General features: G+C 54.7%; 5 protein-coding genes. All 5 read left to right on the top strand.

The features are described 5' to 3' along the window. Positions 1-775: 775 nt before the first annotated feature. The 5 genes from NTU47_16735 (at position 776) to NTU47_16715 (ending at position 20,477) form a co-directional block, all read left to right on the top strand. A complete protein-coding gene (locus NTU47_16735) occupies positions 776-8,470 on the top strand; it encodes a T9SS type A sorting domain-containing protein (GenBank protein MCX6135453.1) in 7,695 nt (2,564 codons plus the stop codon). 85 nt (positions 8,471-8,555) lie between these two features. Continuing rightward, entirely contained in the window at positions 8,556-10,901 is a 2,346-nt protein-coding gene (locus tag NTU47_16730) for a T9SS type A sorting domain-containing protein (GenBank protein MCX6135452.1), read from the top strand. Positions 10,902-11,043: 142 nt separating this feature from the next. Further along, positions 11,044-17,988, top strand: coding sequence for a T9SS type A sorting domain-containing protein (locus tag NTU47_16725; GenBank protein MCX6135451.1), 6,945 nt, complete (start codon positions 11,044-11,046; stop codon positions 17,986-17,988). A 29-nt stretch (positions 17,989-18,017) separates the two neighbouring features. Further along, positions 18,018-19,058, top strand: a complete 1,041-nt coding sequence (locus NTU47_16720; GenBank protein ID MCX6135450.1) for a cohesin domain-containing protein — start codon at positions 18,018-18,020, stop codon at positions 19,056-19,058. Positions 19,059-19,199: 141 nt separating this feature from the next. Next, positions 19,200-20,477 carry a PP2C family protein-serine/threonine phosphatase gene (locus NTU47_16715; protein MCX6135449.1) on the top strand — a complete coding sequence of 426 codons (1,278 nt, stop codon included), beginning with the start codon at positions 19,200-19,202 and terminating at the stop codon, positions 20,475-20,477. Positions 20,478-20,587: the final 110 nt, after the last annotated feature.

Here is a 20,587-nt window from a genome sequence, read left to right as displayed (position 1 = left end):
ATGCAGCGCGCAAGCCTCGTATTTGGAGGGGGATTCAGATAATTCGACCAGGCAGCGCACTGATTGATCCATCTCACATCTCACCGCAATACCCCCCTGTTTCTAAAAAAAAGCTTGACATTGGTCCTCCCTCCTAGTATCTTGGCATTACCACATTTATCGTGTCAAGTATCGACGTGGTTCCCCAAACCTGCCGTCGATAGAAGTATCAGAGAGTTTGCCTTTCCCCGGAGGCCAGACTCCCGCAACCGGCTTAAATGATATACCTAAACAGTCCCCCGGTTGAAAAAACACTTGACAACAATTCAGAATGTATCTATATTGACGCCACGTTAATGCATCGCGTCATCCTTCTGTACAGTCGCGGCTCTGGTCTGTACATGATGTGTGGAATAGGGAAATCACCAATTAACCATTCACTTTTCATCTAACAGAATCTCAATAGACACTTTGATACACATTCGCACTGTATACAGATACTTGTTGTTCCCCACTTTGAACAATTCACTCGCACTCTAAACTATCAAAGGAGCGTGATCAATGCAGCGTGCTGCTATCAACACTTCGTAAACTAGTCATGGTTTTCCTCGGCACGTCTGCAAAGTGCAGATGAGACGAGTGAATGAGGAAATTGTCTTCGTGACTCCCCGGCATGAGGACAAAGTGGGTAAGAGAAAGTAGTTGGGTAAAAAGTAAACGAGTAAATAAGCAAAGATGTGGTTTCAGAAGTTTTTGTTGTCGCTGTAAATCTAATTAATCTCTAATCGGAGGAACAATGAACACAAAGAACCTTTTTAAGCTTGGCGCGATGGTTGTTGTGTTGCTTGTGCTGGCCTCGGTAAGCGTGTTCGCTCAGCAGTTGTCGACGGTGTATGTCGATGTGACGAACGGCTCCGACACCTACACTGGAGCCAATCAAACCAACTCGCCGGCAGGCACCGGTCCCAAAGCAACGATTGATGGAGGCTTGAAAGCCGTTGCGAACGGTGGCACGATTGTCCTGTATGCGGGCACATATTCAGAAAGCGTCGATATCAAGACACAGACGTCTTATCCTGGTATGGTTGCTGGCAGCACGTTGACAATCCAGCTCGCCACTCTTAATTCCAATGGCGTGGTCTCGGTGACAGGCGCTAGCGGATTCATTTATGAAGTCTCAGGAGGCACGCTCAATATTACCACTGTATCAAGCAGTGAGTCCTTGACTCTTTCGCAAAACATGCAGCTCGGCAACAGCACGAACAATTCGACGATGAATATCGGCAATTCGAATTATTTTGTTTTGGCCAGCGGCAAGACACTTACGATGTATGGAACCTCAAGCTTGTCAAACGCTGCCCCGAAGAAGGGCACAAACCTCACGTTAGTGTACAACGGTGACGGCGATGTAACTGCTGGACCCGAAGCCAATTACGGTTCGTATGGCTCAGGTACTTTGACGTTTAGCAAAACCTCTGGAACAGTGACCATGCCCTATGCTATCACTGCGGCCGGTGGTGTTTCGGTAACCACTAATTACGGTGCGACTTTTAGCGGCACCGTGACGTTGGGAGCTAGCGACATAGTGAATGCCGGTACGGGTACTCTCACATTCAATGGTGCTCTGAACCAGAAACTGGCGTCAGCCGGTGTTGATGGTGACGATATCGGTACTATCGTGAACTCTGCCGCGGGCAAGATCTATGTGAATGCTGGTGCGACATGGACCAGCAGCTGGGGATCCTTGACGACGTTGAACAGCGTTGTCTATCCTCAAATCACATATCAGCGGATGATCGAGAATTCCTCCTCTGGAACGATATCATTTAGTTCCATTGGGCTTGTTTCTTATGATACCGTTGCCACAGTCGTGGTGACAGCTTACAACAATGGTGGTACTCTTACTCTGGGTACTGTGACAGCTACCGCTACTGCCGTTTATGGTGGCACAGTCAATCTTAATGTTAACAACAACGCCGCTGCGGGCACGGTGAATGTCGCGGGTGGCACGTTGCGTAGCTCGCTTACAAACGTAAGTAGCGCGACTGTTAACATGACAGGAAACACGACAGTTGGTGGCGCCGTTTCTAACAGCGGAACGATCGCACTTGGATCAAACACGCTGACGCTAACGGCGACATCTGGCACACAATCGTTGGGCACTATTACAGGAAACGGGACGGTCGCCGTGTCCAAAGCTGGTACGACTCTGAATGCCACGTCGATCCCGACCCTTACCATCGCGGGTAGCACGACGGCCAACGGTATTGCGTCGATGAACAGCTTGACGATTACGGCCGGTACGTTCACTGTTGCATCCGGTACTAATCTAGTGGTCACCTCTGGCTCGACAACGCTGAGTGGCTCTTCGACATGCGGATTGACCATCAACGCCGGTCAGACGCTTACGACTGGCGGTTTCTCGCAGACGAACAGCAGCAGCACTGTCACATTGAACGGAACCTTGGATGTAAAGGGTGATTTCAACCGGACGGTTGGAACCTTTACGGCGGCAGCAACTTCCACGATTTCCTTCACTGGCTCTTCTTCTCAGTCGGTCAATGGCGGAACACTGTTCACAGTTGGTATCCTTACCTTCACGAACACTTCCGGCACAGTTACTCTGGGTCAGTCAATTCGCGCCCAAGGTAATGTGACGATCAACGCCAATACGAATGTTGCACTAGGCACCTTGAACATCATCCTCAAGTCAAACAACGCAGGCATGGTCAATAGCGGCTCATATACTGCGAGCGGCGGTGGTGGTGTTATCTTTGGTGGTGCAACGACCGTCTCCAATGGCGGAACGGCCCCAGTTACTGGTCAAACATTCCGGGGCACGGGCGTCTACTCGTATATAACAGTTGATGTTGGCAATGGCACTGATGTCCAGGCTAATGCCACCGGCACTGATGATGCGAAGTTTAATGGAATTCTGACGCTCACTTCAGGCAATATCAAGATTATGGCAGGCTCGTTTGGCCCAACAGGAACCTCTGCGAAGGTCATTCGTGATATTACCACGGGCTCCGGTAGTGACAAGGGCGTTTATTATACCGCCGGCACGCCGTGGAATACTAACTCTCCTCAAAACTATGATTTGCAGTATACAGGCTCGTTGACGACAACGAACACTCTGAATACTGCCGGTTCGACAGGAGCAGAGCTGAGTCTCGCGTACGTCAACAACCTGACGTTCTCAACGACTCAGACTTCGACGACAACTCCGAACGAGACTCGGTTGGAAATTGCCAGCGCCAGCGGGATCACCATCAATGGTGATCTGACCTTAAGCGCACCAGGCAGCAACAAAGTCAACCAGGTCCTCCTGCCGGCCCAGGACGTCACCCTCAAAGGAACTCTGACGGTATCTTCAGGCGCATCGTTGGGCCTGAATGATAACACGAAGATTTTCTACTTGACGGGCAGCAACAAGACTCACGCAATCGCCGGAACTGTCGGCTTGTTCCATCTTACGGCCAATGGGCAGTACGTTGTGGAGCAGGGCAATAGTTGCGCGATCAACGGCTCGACTGGATCGTCGGATGCCGCAACGTTTGCAGGGATCTCTTTCGAACCTGCCAGCGACGGCTACACGTTCTCGTCAACCAACCTCAAGGCAATCAATGGTGATATCAACGTTCAGAACCTGGCGAATGGCGGAGCGATCGGATCGTTTTCAGGTCCATCCGTCAAGAGTGGCGCGCAAGCAACAATTTCCATGAACGCGACAGATGCCGCTCTGACTGGGAACATTAACGTTGGTAACACAACAGTAACGCCAGCCGTGACTGTCACGATTAATGGCAGCAACTCATCGAGCCATACGGGCGCTATCACGCTTACGAATGGAACGTTGACCTATACGGGTGGCACGGTCACTAGCACCGTAACGCTTAGCAAGGGCACGTTCACGCTTGGCAGCAATATTACTGCCAACGGCTTGGTGACCCTCACTGACGCTACTCTGGCTCTTGGTGCAAACAAGCTCACGGAGAAGGGTGGTTTCACCAGAAACGGCACCCTTAGTACTGTCACGGGCACGGGCTCACTGGTAATGGGAGCCGCAAGTACCCTGATACCCGGCACTACATTCTCGATTGCAAATCTCGAGTTAGCACCGGGCTCAAGTAGCACAGCGACGATCGCCAACTCAATGGAGGTCACAGGTACTCTTACGCACACCTCTGGTAATTTGACATTGAGCGCAGGCGATCTTACAATCTCTGGCAATACTTACACCTACAAGCCGGCCACAGCTACCACCTTCACAACTGTGTCGCTGATCTTCAAGGGTTCGGCCCCCACGCTGACGCTGTCTTCGAGCCCGACTATACAGAAGCTCGAGGTCAATACGTCAGGGACGTTCACTCTGGCATCCGACAAGACCGGATCCGCGAACGTTCGTACCCTTACCGTCGCGACAGCCTTGACACAAACGGCGGGGACGATCGCGATCGGTGACAACACCCTTGCGACATCGGGCACTGCGACGTTTACGTATACCGCTGGCGCGTGGACAATGGGTGCTGGTTACCTGATCTGGGGTGGCAGCGGAGTAGAGACGCTTGGAACTGGCTTCGCGGTTGACAATCTTAAGCTCGCAACGAACAGCAACCTCTCGGCATCCACTGCGTTTACCGTGAACAAGAAGCTCTGGCTGAATTCTGGTACGTTGACAAACTCTGCTGGCAAATTGACGCTGGGTGATGGTTGCACTGTACAGCGCGATGCTGACGGTGCTACGCTGTCCGCGGCGCCGACATTCGCTGGTGCCGTGAGTGTTAGCTATCAGGGCGTCGGCATTGCAACAGCCGCAAATTTCTATGAGTTGAAGTCGTCAGTGACGAACTTCTCTGTTGGAAAGAGCGGAACCACCACGCCTACCGTGACTTTGCCGAAGGCGGTGTCTGTTAGCGGAACGTTGACATTATATGGCGTTCTGAACAACACCTCCACGAACAACATCACGATGGGCAACAACAGCACGATTGCTCTCGGACAGAATGGTACAACAGTTATCAACTCCACGGCTTTGGTCCTCGGCACTGGCGTCAATATCAAGTATGACGGTGCCACGGCAACCACGATCCGTGAGTTGGGAGCCCTCAATTCGGGCAGCACTGCCTATGCGTCAGCGACTGGTAATCTGACCTTTGCTTCAGGTACAGTCGTACTCGACAAGATCCTGACGATCGGCGGCACTGTGACCTTTGATGGCGGTAACTTCAACATGAACGGAAACGCAGTGACAGTCCAAGGGGACGTCACGCAGACCGAAAATAACGGATTCTTCACGAATACCGGCGCAGCTAAGAAGTTGACGTTCGCTGGTGTTAATACTGCCCTTAATCTGAATGCTGCTTGGTCAGTGCCTTCCGCTATCCAGGTCGCGTTGAGTAAGACTGCCTCCTCGAACACCCTCACGCTGTCTGGTGGGAACCTTGATTTCGCGACCAATTCGGCAACCCTTTACTTTGTGAAGGGGCTGTTGGTCACAGGGAGCAAGGTTGTAACGTTGAAGCAATCCAGGTCTGGCGGACAGCCGACCCAGGGCTTTGACCGCTCGGGTGTTGCGACTGGCGACGCTAGTCACGTTGTAGGCAGCGTCACGAAGTTCATTGACAATACATCAACACAATCGATTGATATCAGTAAGGTCGACTTCCCGGTGGGTTCATCGGCAACTGCACCATACTATCGCCCGATGAGCTTCTACTTCAAGAACACGCCGGCAAGTTCGATCAATCTGACAGTCGCTCACTTTGATGTGACACCAGATGGGACGAACGGTATCCCGCTTACGTCGGGAACAAAGCTGATCACGAACTACCCGCCGTTCTACTGGTACGCCAAGACAGACATCGCTCTTGCGCCTTCATACAAGTATGATCTCGAGGCGCAGGCTCAGGGTTACTCAGACTACGCTTCGGATGGAATTCAGAACATCCGGTTCGTACGACGTGACTCTGGCAGCGTGAACAACCAGTGGGTCCTCCAGGGTGCAGATAACACCTATGATAACTCAACGATCGCGTCGAACTGGCCGGTTGTGAAAGTTGTCGATGCAACGGGTGGTATCACCGGACAAGGATCCAGATTCACTTATAGTCAGATGGACAAGCCGCCCGCAGTGGCGATCACCAAGGTCGTCAATGGCGTTACGGTCACCGCAACCAAGAACAACATGAACGAAGGTGACACGCTGCAGTACACCTACACTGCGACGGATCCCGATATCGGCCAGTCTGCAACGTTGAGCGTCCAGTCGACGAACATCACCGGCTATACGTTCAATACGACGACTGGTGTCTTTAAGTGGAAGGCTGGTCAATTCGATGCTGGCACAAAGTACATCACGATTCGTGGAACAAGTTCGAGCAGCACGTCCAGCTTCACGGACAAATCGGACACACTCGTGGTTGCAAATGTGCCTGTAGCGCCGACGCTGGCTGCAATCAGGGATACATCAATTGCCGCACGGCAATCGCTGGCTCTGACACTCGTCGGTGCATCATCTGATACCGATCGTGTTGGTCCTTCCAAGTCAACGAAACTGAAATACTGGTTCGTCAGTGCCTCTCCGGTTCCGTCAGTTGCAGCAGCAGTCGATTCATTGACTGGTGCCTTCAGCTGGACACCGGCAGTCACTGATACATCATCCGCTGGTTTCACATTCTCTGTGAAAGTGAATGACGGCATCGCGGACGTTGTACGCTCCTTCAAGGTTATCGTTGTGAAGGCAAAGCGCGTTCCTTACTATGCGACTGCAAACGTTCCGCCAGCCACTGTCACTGCTGACATGGGCAAGGCGTACAACTTTGCGTATGCAGCTGCTGACTCTGATGGTTTGTCCCTCACATACTCGATCGTGAAAGCCCCTGCAGCTGCGACGATTGCTGCCGGCGTGCTGAACTATTATGTCCCATTTGCAGCTCCCGGGACGTATGTGGACACGATTACGGTGAGAGCAAGCAATGGTACACTGTCAAAAGATGCAACGACACTTCTTACTCGCAACTACAAGAACGCTGCACCGAAGTTCACAGCAAAGATGTCAGACGGGACCCTCAACGTTGGTGACACCCTGCGGTTCACCTATGCAGCGGCTGATTCCAACGGCGACGCCCTCCGGTACTATGGAATTCAATACCCGGGTGGCGCAAAGGTCGATTCTGTCGCTGGTTCGTTCTTCTGGGTAGCAGCTTCACAGCAAACAGCTATCTACGTGATCAAGACCCGTGTTACAGACAACCAGGGCGGCGCCGACACAGTATCCGCACAGATCCTAGTGCAGGTTCTGCAGGTCAACGTCACCGGTTCTGTGACATACAACGGCGGTACGGTACCGGTTAATGGCGTTTCAGTGACGATTACTGGTGGCATCGCGCCTCAGGTCGTTACGACGAACACCAACGGTGCCTATACAACCGATCCTAACAAGCTGAACTCTGGTACCTATACATTCAGCTTCGCGAAGACCGGTGGACATCCGACAGTGTACACGAACGCTGCTGATGCTTTGAAGGCCGCGTTGTACTCAGTCGATGCCACGACGTATCCGCTCGGTGCAAACAATCTGTTGGCTGCCGACGTGAACAACGACGGCAATGTCAACTCCGCTGATGCGTTGCAGATCATGTTGCGCTACGTCGGTTCCGTAACATCCTTCGCCAAGGGCGACTGGATCTTCGTGCCGACAGTAACCAGCAAGACTCTGACAAACGCTGACTTCGTCAACAACGTGGTTGCAATCGCGGTTGGCGATGTCAACAGTGATGCACAGGCAGGTGGCGCATACTTCGCAAAGGTCGATGGTCAAGCATCGGTTGTTGCTGAAGCAGGCAAAGCTCTGCGTGTCAATAGCTCAGATGCGTTCGAAGTTCCAGTTCGAGTGAAAGCTGCAGCGAGCTTCGGCTCCATGTCGCTTGCGTTCCAATACCCGGTTGAATCCGCCACCTTCGTTGGTGTCCGTGGTCCAGAGGGTATGGTCAGCGCAGCGAACAATGGTATGGTCGCCGTTGCATGGTTCAACGCAGAAAATGCAATGAACCTGAAGGATAACGACGCGGTCGTAACACTCCGCTTCAAGCCGACAGCCAGCATTAAAGATTTCAGCTTGACGCTTGATCCGAACAGCCAGGTCACCGATGCCAAGGGCACAGTGCTCAGCGGTATTGGTCTGGAAGTTCCTGCGGTTGATGGTTCGATCCCGACTGCATTCGCAATCGGCCAGAACTATCCGAACCCGTTCAATCCTTCCACCACGATCCAGTACGACCTGCCGGTTGCCGGCCACGTAACATTGGTGGTCTACAACATGCTCGGTCAGGTTGTTGACAAGCTGGTGAATGATCAACAGAATGCCGGTTCATACAAGATTCGCTGGGATGCTTCCAAGATGTCCAGCGGTGTGTATCTCTACCACATCACTGTTGATGCTGGAAAGCAGACCTTCAAAGAGGTCCGTCGAATGGTCCTTCTGAAGTAAGTAAACCAAGCGTCCCGGCTCCAGCCTCGGCTGGAGCTGGGATGTTCTTGAGCAATGATTTTCTCATTATAGGGGAAGTTCAATCATGCGAAAACTTACGACAGTAGGATTGTTACTGTTGGTATTCGTGGGATTGGCGATGGGTCAGGTTACATTGAGCTTACCTACTCAGACGGCCGCTAACGGGACTGCGCTTGCGCTACCTGTTCAGGTGACGGGGTTCAACCACGTTGGCTCCTTTAGCTTGACAATTAGCTTCGACAAGAACGTTCTGACATACACCGGGACTGCGAATCAGCCCACCTTTGGTATTTTCAACGGAACACCGGCCGCAACGGCTAATACCAACGGCACTGTGAGCATCTCCTGGTTCAACGTCAGCCCTGCTCTGAATATTGGTAGCGGCACGCTTCTCAACCTCCTCTTTACATATAAGAGCGGGACGAGTGCGCTGACGTTCACCAGTACGACTCCGAGCAGTATCACGGATTCCCTCGGTACCAATCTTACAGCAACGTATACAAATGGGTCGGTCTCCGGACTCCCATCAACGATCAGTTTGGCCAGGGTTGTCGGTGATCCGGGTGATATCTTTGTCCCGGTTACCGGTGCAAACCTGAAAGGTCTTGGGTCTATTTCGCTCAGGATCGCATATGATACGTCAAAAGTCACGTTTGTCGGCCTGACGAATCCGGCGCTCCCGTTCAACGCGGGAACACCCTCTGCAGGTATCGTGGCGCTGTCATGGTTCAGCACAACACCATTCAGCCTCAACTCCGGCAAGCTGACTGATCTTAAGTTCACATTGAAAAAGGACTCTACGGATCTCACGATCCAGGGAACGAGCCAGGTCACCGATTCCGTTGGCAATAACGTATCCATCACGTATGTCAGCGGCAAAATCGTGAAGACTCCGGCTCCTCCGGTTGGATTAACGTTGGGTTCGGTACGCGGCGTTCCAGGCAAGGATGTTTCAGTCCCGGTAAGCGTCGTGCAAATGAACAACATTGGATCAATTTCGCTGAAAGTCACTTATGATCAAACGAAGCTGACGTTCAAGCAAATCTCCAATTTCGCCGGCAGCGGTTTTGTCACGAACGCCTCCAATGGCGTGTTGTCGTTTGCGTGGTTTGGGACTTCTTTCCTGAATATCGGTACCGGAAAGCTGATGGACGTGGTGTTCACGTATGCTGGCGGCTCGTCTGTGGTTGGCTTCAATGCAGCCCAATCCCAGGTATCCGATGGCGTTGGATCAAATCTGTCAGTGACATTCACAAATGGCTCGGTGGATCAGGATAACGTTCCGAAGTTCACTGTCATTGCAGCGAAGTCAGTTGCACAGGTTGATACACTCAGCTTCAGCGTTCTCGCAACGGATGCGGACGCAGGCGATGCCCTGACCTACACGACTGGGACTCTGCCGGCACGCGCGACGTTCAACGCGACAACGAAGACCTTCAGCTGGAATCCATCACTCTCTACCACACCCGGAGTCTACAACGTGATGTTCTATGTTGCTGACCCTGTGGGTGGAATGGATAGTCTTACAGTACCCATCACAGTCACTGCATCGAATCGGAAACCTTCGTTTGTCAACAAGCTGGCAGACGCCACTGCAACGGAAGGTGTTGCGTTGGCATTTACCTACACAGCGACCGATCCGGATGCCAACACGACGCTCACGTACACCCTGGTCAGTGCACCGGCCGGAGCGACGATAACGTCTGCTGGTGTCTTCGCATTTACGCCGACCGCTGCATCGCCGAGGCTGAGTGCGATTACCGCAGTAGTCAGTGACGGTTCACTCACAGATACGGCAAAAGCTGTGATCACGGTCAATCACAAGCCGGTGTTTGTTGCAAAGACGCCTGCAACGTTGACGACTGCTTCCCAGAATAACATCGTAGCATTTACCGCCCGCGGCAAAGATGTCGATGGCGGAGTGCTGCAGTATACCTGGAAAGTCAACAACGTCGTTGTGAAGGGCCCGGGCACGGACAGCACGTACAGCACCAGATTCACCGATGCACACGGCGCTGCCAAGAACGTCGTCGCCATCTACAAGACTGCAGCTGGCCTCGGCGACTCGACAAGCGCAACGTGGAGCTTCACCATCACGGATGTTGCAACTGATCCCGATGGTATCCCGAAGGAGTTTGCGCTCGGACAGAACTACCCGAACCCGTTCAATCCATCGACGACCATTCGGTATGATCTTCCGAAGGAAGCCCCTGTGACGCTGGAAGTCTACAACGTCCTGGGCGTCCGTGTTCGCACACTTCTGGCCGGTGAAACAGTCAGTGCCGGACGTCATACGATGATGTGGGATGGTCGCGACGATAACGGCAATGTAGCGCCGTCCGGCGTGTATCTCTACCGCGTCAACGCCAATGACTTCCACGCATCGAAGAAAATGACACTGGTGAAGTAAAGCTGTAGCAACACAGTATGATGTATCAGAAGAGGCAGTCCCGGATGCCCGGTACTGCCTTTTCTGTTTTTTGAAGGACCGGATCTGGTCTTTCCGCAGGCTCTGCCTGACGGCAGAGTTTTCGGAAGGGTCACCGAACTTTATGACAGCATCCTTCCGACATATCGTATTCTTTCTCCTGTGCGTGATCGCCGGCGGCCGTTCCTTCGCCCAGCTGACCACCGTATATGTCGACGCCGCAAACGGCTCTGACGTCTATACAGGCGCCAATCCCGCGAATTCTCCTGCCGGGACAGGTCCAAAATCCACCATCCATGCAGCACTGGGCACTATCGCTAACAACGGCACGCTGGTCATCCTGGCGGGCATCTACGCAGGCGATGGTGTTGACACGGACGGGTCGCCCTCTATTATTACAGACAATGCCGACATCGATATCAGCTCGGCAAAGTATCCCCGCCTGACGTCCGGATTGACCATTGAACTTCGCTCTCTCGGAACGAACAACGAAATCAGAATTCAGGTCGACGCCGGGTCTGTTCTCGCGGCAAACGGCGCGTTGATCAACCACGCGGCAGACGATTACATCCCAAGCTTCATTGTCAATATCCCCGGTGGAACCGTTCGGATTACCTCCGCCACGGGTACTGAATACCTCAACCTCGCTGCACAACATACGAGCGGCACTCCGACATCGGGCATCATCCTCAAAGCAGGCGACCTTGGATTCTCCGATAGCTCGCTGGTCCGCCTGAAGAACAATTCCGCGATAGCCCTCTACGGCACTTCAACCTTCACAGACAAGGTGCCTGCGAAACAGGCGAACCTCAGCCTTAGTTATTTTGGGGACGGGACATTCACGGCCGGTCCGGAGTCGCGCTACGGGAATTATGGCTCTGGGGTTCTGCTTGTCAACAAGACCGCGGGGTCAGGAGTGACATTCACGGCTCCGATGTCATTTGCCGGGGTTATCATCCCCACCGGTGGCATCGTTGGCCTCGTGCCGAACAAGGCGATCACTGTTTCCTCCGGCTCGGCGGTTTTTGAAAACGCCATTTCTCTGGGAAGTATAGGCTCATCGACTGCTCCGGCGACCGTGTCTGACATTCTCCTCACCGGTACAGGCTCTGCTACGTTCAACGGCACGGTTTCGCTCGTCGTTGGAGGGGGGGCTGTGTTCGCCGACTATTCTCTCTCTTCCATCGAGAACCAGGGGAGTGGTACCCTCCAGTTCAACGCTCCCGTCACATGGAGTGCTGCCTGGAATGCGGCCGGGTTGCCTCTCTCAAGCCTCACATTTGGGACGGGCTCGGGGACAGCGCTTGCCCGCAACGCGTCGGGCGGGACGATTCGTTTCGGCTCTTCGGTTACGCTGGCAACGAACACAATCGGCGCCCAAACGGGTGACGCATATTTCTCGGTCATCGTCGAGAACGATGGCGGCGGCACACTGTCATTTGACCAGGGCATCGCCGCGCCGAACACGCCGGGTGCGATCTCAGGAAACAGGAACTTCACTGTCCACGCGCTGAATGTCTCGACCGGAACAATGAACATCTCCGGGCAGATCCGGGGCAAACTCTCGAACACGGGAGCCTCGGGCGGGGTTATCAACATCAATGGCCCCACGACTGTCAGTCTCCTTCTGGAGAACACATCGGGGAAGAGAATTGCGCTTGGAACCAACACGCTTACACTCGCCCGGATTGTCGGGCCGCCGTTCCTGAATGATGGCAACGGAGGAACGACTACTCCGCTTACTGTGAACCACAACACGAGCGGTGGGTTGATCACAGGAACCATCGGCACGCTTCTCATGAGCCATGGATTGGGCATTGCCACATTCAATGGCGGTACATTCAGCAGCCTCACCTGCGATGGCATCGGGGGAACCACACAGCTTCTCAGTAATGGTTTCAACATCGACAACCTTCTTGTGACAGGGGGGACGCTCAACATCGGGGTCAACTCGCTCGTGAATCAGTCTGTGTCACTCAGCAATGGGCTCCTCACGCTCGCGGACGGAACGACGCTTCAAACAGGAGGGTTTGCTCAGACCGGCGGAACTTCCGTCATCGGCTCAGGTGCAGGCGGCAGCCTGAAAGTCACCGGGGACTTCACGAGGAGCGGCGGAGAATTCAACGCGAACAACGGATCCACAATCGAAATAGGGGGACTGCGTCCGCTCACGTTTGCCCCGGGATCATCGTTCCAGGTCTACGACATTATTTTCAACAATCCAGGAAGCTCAGTTTCGCTCGTTCAGTCGGCCCGCGTGTCGCATCTCCTTACAGTAAGTTCTGGCACAACTCTGAATCTCTCGTCTAGCGACCTGATCATCAACGGAGACAATGCAACCGTCAACAACGCCGGGATCATGACCGGCGAAAATGGATCATTGGTATTTGGCGGCGCAGCAACTGCTCAGGGGGGGAGATCAATCCCGGGGGCTGTTCTCAACTCGACGGGGCCGGGCCTCTATACTTCTCTCCGTATTGATGTTGGTTCTGGCAACAGGGTGCGGGGGAGCGGGACCATTCGTTTTTCCCGGCTGCTTGACATGACGTCAGGAGCGTTCGAGATTACATCCGGCGACATTTCTCCGTCGGCTGCCACTGCCCGTGTGGTGCGCAATGTTGTCGCCTCGCCGGGCATCATCGCGTCGGGGGGTGCTTTCAATTCTCTCGGCATTTCCTACGACCTCGAGTATACCGGAACGCTTAACTCGACTATTGCGCCCGGAGTGGACCTGACCCCGAGCGTGCGCAACTGGCTTGTCAACGTGAATGCCGACCCGAACCTTGACGGCGACAGCGACATCACGACCGGCACACGATACTATGTTCAGATTCCAGGAACGGCAGACTATAATTTTGACGGCACACTGACGATTGGTCCCTCGGCTGCAGTCCGGCTCGGATCGGGTCCGGGAGTCGCATCGCTACTCTTGAGCGCCTCAAACGCAACCCACACCGTGAGGGGAATTCTCACCACCTCAGACGTGCAAGACCAGATCGTCGTGTCAGGATCGAATGTGACGATTGCTGGAAGCACGGCATCGGCGGAGCCTGCTCTCCTGGGGAATACTACCATCTCTTCCACTTCCTGCACCATCAAGAACATCCAAGGCCTCGCTGGCAACCTGACGACAAATCCCGGAAGTTCTTTGGTCCTCGGTATGGGCTCGTCGACGAGTTCGTCAAGCAAGCTCGCCTCTGAGCAGATTATCGCCGGGGCTGTGACACTCAATGGTTCAAGCTTCACGCTTGCCAGCAACCTGGAAGTGCAAGCTGGTGTGGTGTTTAGCTCCGGCCTCTTCAATTTTGACATATTCAATTTGGCTCTCTCTACATCGGGCAATTTCGTGCAGAATTCAGGTGCAGCCGGATACAACTCAGCCGGCGGATACCTGGTTATGAATAGAGCGAATTCCTCTTTGACCATCGGCAACTCGATCGGCACCGCACTGCCGAATCTCCGTGTTCTGTCAAACATCATATTGGCCGCCCCGGGCAGGATCAACGGCAATCTCGATATCGGAACACCGGCGTCTGCCGGGATACCGGTTGTTCGCCTCGGATCTGCTGGCAACGACCTCACGTTGGCAGGCTCAGCCATCACGCTGTCATCTGATGGCACAGGAAACGCAGCAGCGATACTTTCCGATGGCACGTCGAACGGCACGGCAGGCGGCAAACTCGTCATCGTCAGTCAATCTTCGACCATCATCGCGAACTCCGATTTCAGCATCGAGGAACTGACCTACAATCCGGAGGGCGGAACCGGGACGCTCAGTTTTGTTTCCACGAGCGGTTCCCCGCGCACATTTACCATCAGCGAAATGCTGACGCAGATGGCAGGGGACATCAACCTCGGAGCCAATCATCTTGTGTTGCTTGGTACTGGCTCCAATGTGGGTGTCCGCTCATTCAACAGGACTTCAGGTTCCATACTCGCGACCTCAGGAGAAGTCCGTTTTGAAGGAGGAGCGTTGCAGCGATTCTCCCCCGGCAACGGCCTTGTGTTTCCGAATCTGAAGATCAACAACAGCATTGGCGTCTCAAGCAGCTCACCCGCACAGGCATTCGTGGTTTCCCGATCGCTCGACCTGGCAAGGGGAGCCCTCACCGTTGATCAGGGAGCCCTTCAGATGGCAGACGGCTCAACGATTATCAGGCGGCAATCAGGGGCGCTCCTGAGCTCAGCACCTGCTTTCGGTAACAGTGTCAATATCTCCTATCTCATCGATCCCGCGAACGGTAGTCTCACAACTTCGAGCGAAGTGCCGGTCCAGGGCACGATAGTTCAGCGATTGAGAATCAACAATCCCAGCCTTTCCGCAGGTTCAGCGGGCGTGATCCTTGGCCGCAGCATGAGTATTCGCGACACCCTGTTCCTCGAGGCTGGAGCGCTGGTCAAAGGCCAGAACGAAGTAACTGTTGGCAACGGCGGAACCATCCTCATGGGCGGTGGCAGTTTCGATACAACGGGGACCCGTTCCGGGGCTCCTGCGGTTTCGTCATACAATCTTGTGTACCGCACAGGCACGACCGTCGCGAGCACGGACCGGGACTTCCAGGCCGGCAACGGAATCCGAATCCTGAGCTTGTCCGTCCTTTCTTCGGCGGACAGCAAGCCAACAGTATTTGTGCTGCACGCGAATCGCTCGGTTGGGGATGTTACGATCAACTCTGAGGGGGGGGGATTGGCTCTTGGCCCCGCCGGGTCGCTGGCATCGCGGACGTTCGAGATCAGCGGAAACGTGATCGTGAGAGCCGGCGCGTTCCTCAGTTCAACCGGCAGAGCATCTCTGATAGATCTCGCAGGCACCGCGAAGCAGAGTATCACCGTCCCGCCGTCGGGGCTCCTGCTGACGGGAGGAACATCGTCCATCAACCTCCGCCTCAACAACCCGGCCGGTTTTGTGCTTCAGGGAGGTAACCTCGCGTTTGGCCCGAGTGCGGTTCTGTTCTTCGTCAAAGGTATCCTGCAGACGTCAGACAACGCGCTCGTTCTTTCCCAGACATCGGGCGGTCAGGGATTTGATCGATCCGGGGTTGTTAAGCCGTCTTTGAGCTATGTGCAGGGGAGAGTCAGACACAACGTTGTAGGCGGAGCTGGCAGTCCGACTGTCTATCCGAATGGGAGGTACGAATTCCCCGTGGGGACATCCTCGACGTATCGGCCACTGTCCATAGTATTTGGGACATCATACCCCGCTATCATAGCAACGACGATCGATGTGGAGCAGCAGGATGGGAATCCGGGCGGGTCATCCGGGCTTCCGTTGGACGGGGGAAGTGGGATCCGCATCGGCAACTATCCTTCCTTCTCGTGGGTCGTCACCACGGGGGCCAATGGATTTGCCTCGAACCAGCGTTACGACCTCGAAGTCCAGTCGCCCGATCCTGGTCTCCAATCTGTCCGCACACAGGATCTCCGTCTCATTCATCGGCTCGAAGCTGGGGGCGCAAGCAACCCCTGGTCGCTGCAGGGAGGCGGTTCGAGTTACTTCGGCAATGAAATGGTCACATCCGGTCAGGGTGATACCACGTACGTGGTACGGGCTGCGTTTTCTCTCGGCACTGTTACGATTCAGGGGCAGCGATTGACGCTTGGCGTTCCCACGAAGCCCCCTGTCTTTGTCAAATCTCTGGCTGATACGACGATCGCTGAAGGGCAAAGCCTCGAATTCACATTCGGCGCCGACCCGAAAGATCTTGGCGAGACGATCGCATTCAGCCTCATCAGCTCGCCGTCAGGCGCTTCGATCGATGGAGCCACGGGGCTCTTCAAGTGGCGCCCAAGCTTCGGTCAGGCGGGATCCTATTCCATTGTCGTGTCTGCATTCGACGGACAATTCCTTATCGTTTCGTCTGCCACGGTGACCGTGCGGCGCGTGAACCGTCCACCGGTTTTCACAAGTGTTTTGCGCGATACGACGATTCGCGACACGCGTGACACGCTCCGATTCACCTACGCTGCAACTGATCCCGAGGGGGATGCGGTGCTCTTCACACTCGTCAGCGGTCCCCCCGGCCTGACGTTGACCAATGCCGGTCTCCTCCGATGGGCCGCGACTTCGCAGCAGGCAAACCAGTCGTATCTTGTGAAAGTGATGGTTAGTGACGGGGTCCAAAGTGACAGCACAAGCGCCTTGGTGACCGTGACACGCAACCGGTCGCGCGGAGACGTGGACGGCGATGGGCTCATCACGGCGAACGATGCATCCCTTGTCCTTCGCCATGTCGTTGGATTGATTGTTCTGACCGATCCTGGCGCTCTCTTCGCAGCCGATGCGTCGCGTGACGGTACGATCACCCCGTTTGATGCGTCGTTGATTCTGCAAGCGGCGGCAGGATTGATCGTCATCCCGACGTTCTCGATCCAGACTGCTCCCCCCGGGATAGCGCCTCCGGCTTCTGCGGATGCGCAGAGCTCGACGGCAACGCTCGCCTGGTCTTTGACCCGTGACCCGAAGACTCCTGCGGAAGTTCACATCTCGCTGAACGTTTCATCCTCGAAGGCCGACATATTCGCCGTCCAGTGGAATATTCAGGGTGATCTCACAACGTGCCCGGTTAATGGAGTTCTCCCGACACTCCCCGAGGGTTGGCAGATGATTCATAACTCGACTGACCGCGAACTCAGAATTGTTGCAATCGGGACGACTCCCATATCAACGCGCCAGCTTGCGACTGTTACGCTGAAATTCGCGGGCGGCGCAGAACGGGTGACGCTGGCAGGCAACGGGTGGTTGAATGAAAGAACTCAGACTCTGAGCGCTCTGGAGGTCAGCTCCGTTCCGGTTTCATTTGCACTCGAGCAGAACTATCCGAACCCGTTCAATCCGGGGACGACGGTGAAGTTCAGGGTGCCGGAGAAGAGCCCCGTACAGATCGTCATCTACAACCTGCAGGGACAGAGAATCCGAACGCTCGTGGATGCCGTGCTTGAGCCAGGCTCATTCAATACGACCTGGGATGGCCGGAGTGATACAGGGGAATTGGTGTCATCCGGTATCTATATTTGCCGAATGGTGGCTCGGTCGTTTGTATCAACTCAGAAAATGATGCTCGTTCGCTAGCCGGAGCGTTGCTCTTGAGACAACTGTTTATGAAAAAAGCATCCCACATAACACGAACCGCAGTACTTCTTCTCCTGGCGGGGATATCTGTTTCCAACGCTCAGGTATCGTTGAGTCTGCCTGCGACCGGGGGGCAATCGGGTGCTTCCATGAACATCCCGCTCACGGTGGGATCGGTCACCGGCCTGGGTGTCACGGCATTTCAGTTTGTGCTTACCTACGATACGGCGATCGTCAATGTGACCGGCGTCGACGGATCCGGAACGCTGTCGACGAACTTCACAACTGTCACGAATACCACGTTTCCGGGTCAGTTGCGTGTTGCTTCCGCGGGCATCACTCCGATCGTTGGATCGGGGACACTTCTCGTGCTGAAGGCGCAGTTGAAGAATGCCGGGACGAGCGCACTGAATTTCACCGACTTCAGATTCAACGAAGGCTCACCGCTCGCGGCGACGGTGAACGGAAAGGTCGTCGTGCAGAAGTTGAATCGCGCCCCGGTTATTATCTCCGGAACTCCCGTGGTGAGTGTCGTTGCGCTTAATCTGCCCATCACATTCAAGGTGCGTGCCTCCGACCCGGATGGCGACACGTTGACATTTGCATGGAAGCGGGATGGGAACATCGTTCAGTCGGGGAAAGACAGTCTGTACACAACGACCTTTGGCGGCAAGTACGGCGATCCCCATACGGTTGTATGCGTTGTGTCGGATCCGGGCGGTTTGCAGACCACGACGAGCTGGGCGTTCACAGTCACGGCAGTTGAGAGGGAGGACGGAGCCACGCCGAATCAGTACGTTCTCAGCCAGAATTATCCCAATCCCTTCAACCCCAGGACGACGATTCAGTTTGATGTGCCAGCGACCTCATCGGTAACTCTCGAGATCTATGATCTCATGGGAATTCGCGTGCGCACGCTCCTTGGCGATCGGCGCATGAACCCCGGCCGGCACTCCGAAGTCTGGAACGGCCTCGACGACAACGGCTCGCCGGTCCCCTCGGGAACCTACATGTACCGATTGCGGACCGCGGATCGCTCCTTCTCTCGAAAAATGACCCTCTTGAAGTAATGGTACTTCCATGATCGCGGGTGCTCATTTCACCACGGAGTGGAACTCTCCCGGCTCGTCTCAGGTTTGACTATAAGTAAGATTCAGATTATCATACTGCCGCCGGTGCGGCCTCCCCTTATCAGTCACTTCCTTTTGACAATGTCCACACAAGGGTCCACACGATCGAACAAGCATGGCGAGATCAGGCGTCTCGAGGCGCTCATTCATGCCTCGAAAATCCTGAACTCCACGCTTGACCTGGACAAGCTCCTTTCATTGATACTCGATCTTGCGACGAAGAACCTCCGGGCAGCGCGCGGCACGATCTATCTCATCGATCCGGATCGCAAAGAGCTCTGGTCAAAAGTGCTCAAGGGGAAGAACCTTGTCGAGATCAGGCTGCCGATCGGCACCGGCATCGCCGGCCATGTGGCGAAAACGGGTAAGACGATCAACCTGAAGGACGCGTGGAAGGACAAACGGTTTTTCTCCGGCTTCGATCTGCGAACGGGATTCCAGACGAAGACCATGCTCTGCATGCCGATGAGGGACCGCAAGAAGAAAATCATCGGTGTTTTCCAGATCCTGAACAAAAATGCGGGAGCGTTTACAAAGGAGGACGAGACGTTTCTCGACGCATTTTCTGTCCACGCGGCGTTGGCTATCGAGACAGCGCGGTTGCACAAAGACATTGTCGAGAAGCAGCGCATCGAGAAGGAACTCGAGATCGCCGGTACCATCCAGCGAAGGTTGCTGCCGAAGGAGCTTCCTGCGATCGCCGGCTATCAAATTGACGCAGTTGCGCGCCCTTCAAAACTCGTGGGGGGGGATTACTATGACTTCATTCCTCTCGCAGACGGCAAATACGTCGTTGTGATGGCTGACGTGTCCGGCAAAGGAGTACCCGCGGCGCTGCTGGTGTCCACGTTGCACGCCTCTCTCCATGCGTATATCGAGGGAATAAGCAACCTGGCGAGCCTCGTCGGCAGGCTCAACAACGTCATCTACGGAAATACCGAGGCTGATCGCTACATCACGATGTTCATAGCGATCCTCGACCCGCTCGAAGGAACCGTGACGTATGTGAATGCAGGTCATTGTTTCCCATTTGTTCTGCGTTCGAAGCAGGTATCGATTACTTCGCTCCCCGCCACGGGGCTGCCGGTCGGAATGTTCGAAGGAGTAGCATTCGAGCAGGTCGTGCACAAACTCGAGCCTGCGGATTATCTGGTTCTTTACACAGATGGCGTCACCGAGGCGATGAACAAGTCGTTCGAAGAATACGGAGAGACGAGGTTTCACCAGGCGATGGTGGGCCACAGCAACCAGACGGCATCCGGGTTCCTCGCCGGCGTTGTGGCCGATGTCGAGAAGTTCGTGGCAGGGGAACCGCAATCGGACGACATCACAATGATGGTGCTCAAGCGCGTCTCCTGACGTCTCGTGGCGCTTCCCTTCCTCTCAGTCTTGACATTGAGCCGGGTTTGCTGCGCGAAATGGCGCTGCGTAGATCCGACCGCTGTTAAACCTTCCATACGCTGTATTGT

This window comes from Ignavibacteriales bacterium (assembly GCA_026390595.1).
Lineage (GTDB): Bacteria > Bacteroidota > Ignavibacteria > UBA10030 > UBA10030 > UBA9647.
This window is presented reverse-complemented; position numbering and strand designations above follow the sequence as displayed.

Bases quoted from the DNA above. Each gene is read 5' to 3' on its own strand.
- NTU47_16735 (MCX6135453.1), top strand. From the start codon at position 776: ATGAACACAAAGAACCTTTTTAAGCTTGGCGCGATGGTTGTTGTGTTG.
- NTU47_16730 (MCX6135452.1), top strand. From the start codon at position 8,556: ATGCGAAAACTTACGACAGTAGGATTGTTACTGTTGGTATTCGTGGGA.
- NTU47_16725 (MCX6135451.1), top strand. From the start codon at position 11,044: ATGACAGCATCCTTCCGACATATCGTATTCTTTCTCCTGTGCGTGATC.
- NTU47_16720 (MCX6135450.1), top strand. From the start codon at position 18,018: ATGAAAAAAGCATCCCACATAACACGAACCGCAGTACTTCTTCTCCTG.
- NTU47_16715 (MCX6135449.1), top strand. From the start codon at position 19,200: ATGTCCACACAAGGGTCCACACGATCGAACAAGCATGGCGAGATCAGG.